Source organism: Mesorhizobium sp. P3_A9 (assembly GCF_056402975.1).
Map to the genome: position 1 here is coordinate 1 of NZ_JBFUGJ010000473.1, position 3,688 is coordinate 3,688.

4 protein-coding genes are annotated in these 3,688 nt (G+C 59.7%); all 4 read right to left on the reverse strand.

Annotation, left to right across the window (positions count from 1 at the left end; genetic code table 11):
* Positions 1-194: 194 nt before the first annotated feature.
* Entirely contained in the window at positions 195-1,196 is a 1,002-nt protein-coding gene (locus AC1DX0_RS32775; RefSeq protein ID WP_477223854.1) for a nucleotidyltransferase family protein, read from the reverse strand.
* Entirely contained in the window at positions 1,187-2,347 is a 1,161-nt protein-coding gene (locus AC1DX0_RS32780; protein WP_477223853.1) for a PqqD family protein, read from the reverse strand. Before AC1DX0_RS32780 ends, AC1DX0_RS32775 begins: the two co-directional genes overlap by 10 nt.
* Before the next feature lie 101 nt (positions 2,348-2,448).
* Positions 2,449-3,450, reverse strand: coding sequence for a hypothetical protein (locus AC1DX0_RS32785; protein WP_477223852.1), 1,002 nt, complete (start codon positions 3,448-3,450; stop codon positions 2,449-2,451).
* A gap of 8 nt (positions 3,451-3,458) precedes the next feature.
* The coding region (locus AC1DX0_RS32790; RefSeq protein WP_477358520.1) for a hypothetical protein at positions 3,459-3,688 on the reverse strand (230 nt) is incomplete at its 5' end.

Below are 3,688 nucleotides of genomic sequence, written 5' to 3' on the forward strand. Positions count from 1 at the left end.
GCGTAACCGCCGCAAAACGCCCCGCCTTCTTGAGAAAATCACGGCGCGCTTGAGCTTCCGAGACCAGGGTCTCCTGCGTCCGCTCCGAGCGTTTTGTGCCTTCAGTTGACATGTCACACCTTCCCACAAATTTCTCAGATTTACGAATTTCACTTTATGCTTGCTGATACATTGGCACTAGTTCTCCAAAAGGCTTAGATTTTCGTGCGAGGGTCAAAAAGGGTGCGAGCGATGCGACGCAAGAGGTCGGATGGTCCACGTCGCGCCAAGCTGTAGGCACGTGAAAACCGCCATGTGCCCCACATCAAATTCCCTGTCAGTCGCAGCGGGGCGCCGATGACGGGGTGGATCGCCGTGAAGATGCGCCTCCAGTGCTGGAAACGGATCATCGGGCGTTGTCCACATTTCGCCGGGATTCTGGTTCCAAAGAAATGGTGCAAAGCCAGCAGCTGGGTATCGAGCGCATTTCGAGCGCTTCGATCCGACATGGAAGCCTGCAGTGCGGTCCAGTCCACGTCATCGCTTTCCGCTAATCTTGCCAGATCATAAAGGTGTCTGAGATCAATCCTTCCGCGCCAATAATCTCCCTCCTTGAGTAGATCGTGCACCATCCAGTGCAGGGCGCGAGACTGAGCGGACGGAATTTTCACCCGAAGGCCGTCTCGCTGGACGAGCTTGGGCGGTTCAAAGCCGTTCGACCGGCTCGTCCGCAGTTCCAGCATTCCGGCGTCCTGCTGGCGGGCCATACCTCGAGCGCCCGCCACATCGACGTAGCCAAGTTCTTCAAGACAGGCTCGGGCGATCGTCTCTTCGGGCGAGTCAACGGCTAGATCCAGGTCACTCGTCATCCTGCTAGGGACCTGACCGGCCGGCGAAAGGAACAGGGGAATGGCGCCCTTGAGCAGGAACGGAACGACATCGCGGCGGTTGAGGGCCGCAACGGCTTCACGCAGTTGGGTACGCAAGCGCAGGTTCCGTTCCCGATTGCAGCCGTGGACGAACTGAAGGTATTCGCGCACGTCCTCCGGAAGATGGTGGATCTGTCCGGAACGCGCGAGGGACGAGAACAAATCGGGTGTGAGCAGAGTGTGATTTGCCAGAGCAATCACGGCCCGCCAATCGGTGCGGTCGGGCGGGCTACCACGCAGTCCGGCGATCAACGCCTCAAGCGCATTGCCTCTGCTCATCATCGGCATGCTTTCGTGATCAGTTTTACCGCGTCATCAAGCCTCGAATAGGTCAGGCAACAGGTTTCCGCCGATCCGATGAGTTGGATCAGGACGTCAAACGCGGTGCCACTCAGCTCTCCGCCGGGTGCAAGCGCGCCGTTGAGAAGGCCGCGCAAAGCGTGAGCTGGATCGACCGGCTCCAGGCTCGCTTTCGAGTCGCGACCTCGACGGAGCAGGACCACACGGCCGATGGGGAGAGGATCAGGAGGCAACGGCACGAACGCCTTGGGCACGGCAAACCGTACACGCCTGCGATCTGGGCGGCGACAGACTGGAACCGCATCGAGGCCGGGGCAGTATTCGGCCAGCAGAGGCCATGCTCCCGCCTTGACTGCCGGGGCAAACGGAAGGCCAATGCCATGCCCGCTGGAGTCCAGCAGCGTCACATCATCGGCGACAAAGCCAAATCCTGCATGGACCAATGCCAAGGTCAGCGTTGTCTTGCCGGCGCCTGGATTGCCACAAAGAAGAACGATGCGTTCATTTCTGAAAAGCGCTGCCGCATGGAGAGCAAGCTCATAGGCGCCGTAATCCAGAACCTCGGTCAGCAATTGCCCCTTCAGCATGACGGGTAACTCGTCGAGGGAGCACGACAAGATCCACCCGCCGTCCCGCAATAGATGGACTCTCCCCCCGTGCCAGACCACCTCGAGCAGAACGTCGGCAGTCTCACTTCTGACCTCAAGGTGCCGAAATACGGTGATCGCGGGAAAGGCGCAGGCTGCCGGATAAACGATGCGTATGTTGAGGCCCGCAACGGCGACCACCTGGCTCACAGGCTTTTGAGCTGACGAAATAGACAAAGGCGTGCATGGCCGCACCAGGCTCAGCCGCAGCCAATCCCCGAGCGCAGCCTCGACATGCCTGTCTGCCTCAAGCCTATCAACGCCTCTGTGCGCCATCTCGACCGAGATGGCTTGCGGTGGCATGCCTTCTTCCAGAGAGCGCCAGATGTCGGCAGCAGTATCGTTGACGGCGAAAATGGCCTGCTGGGATGGGCTGAACAGGATGTTTTGTCCCCTGACGCGTACCAACCGCCCCCGGGTCACAAACGTCCCAGGATTGTGATCGGCGGGGCCTGATGCCACGATTCTGTCAATCGTCTCGTGCTGATTCATCGCGGTGACGGTCCAAGCTGTTGTTGCAAAGCAGGTGCATGCAAAGAGCGCGCGCCACAGGCCTTCGCAGTTCGGATATCATTGCCGACGGCTGCGACTTCTCACAGCACTTCGTCGGAGAACCGGACCACGTCCTGATGCACCGCGATCCACCGTAAATGCGCCTTGTTCCAATATTCGCGGGCGTTGGCGCCCGTCAGCAATTTGAAACCAGAGAGCGGCAGCGGCAATGCGGAGGGGATTGGCTCGTCGGGCAGCCACAGCAACACGTTGTCCCGGCTTTCAATCGTCAGCCGCCATGTTCTTTCCAGGCGACGGAATCCACGCATGTTGGCCGCGGCCAATGCAAAGACCGATTCCTTGATCCTCAACCTGGGTGACTGATCGACAGCCTTGATCGGCGCCTGATGTGTGATTTCGCCCTTGGAGAGAAAGGCGTGCATACGGATTAGGGATCCATCGATCCGAACGGTTTCCCCTGATCCGTCCCGTTCGTTTGACGCGGGATCCAGGCTGATCCCCGAGAAACATCCGTCGAACAGGCAATCTTCGATGATACCGCTGAGGAGATAGTCGTTCTCCACCGCATCATCCCTGATTTCGCTGAGCCAGCACCCTTTTAGCCGAAAGCCGTCGGCGTGCTCGGCGAAACGAATGCCATCCCAGCAGCGACGCGCACGGACACCCTCTATCGTCGCATTGGCGGTTCCGTCCCTGATGAGCAGAGCCGCGCTGTTGCAGTAGGTGTCCTGCCAATCAGACGTTAGCGGCACCTGGCCATCGAAGCGGCCGCCGATAAAGTGAACGCCGGGAGAGTTGCGGATGACGACGGGATATCGATTGAGAGGCAACGGCCCCTCGTCGCAGCCCATCGTCGCGCTGGGATCTCTGTTTCTGCTGTTGGCAACCGTGAAGGCAGCATTGCGAGCGTCGATGGTTGCTCCAGGCTGAAGATCCCGAATCAATTGCTGTTCGAAGCCGTACTCACCCGCCAGAACGAACTCCTTGCCTTCCGGCGTCTGTCCGCCTTGCGCTTGGAACGAGCTCGGCAACAACGCGATCACAGGGTACAAGCCGGCGCCCATGAAAGAACGGCGGTCCATTCTTGTGCTCATTGAGCTACCAAATCGCACAGCCGATGCCGTTCGAGGCAGGCCAGTAGCACCGCCTCGCGAACCCTTTCGGCGACGTCTTCGGGCGACGCAAACTTTTCCACGTCGACCGCCGCCAGTACGCCGGCGTGGTCTTCCGTTGCCATCGCCCCCTCGAGATCGATTGCAATCTGTCCGCAAGCACGTTCCGCCGTCGACCAGAGATCAAGTTCGCGGTCAGGTGATGCCC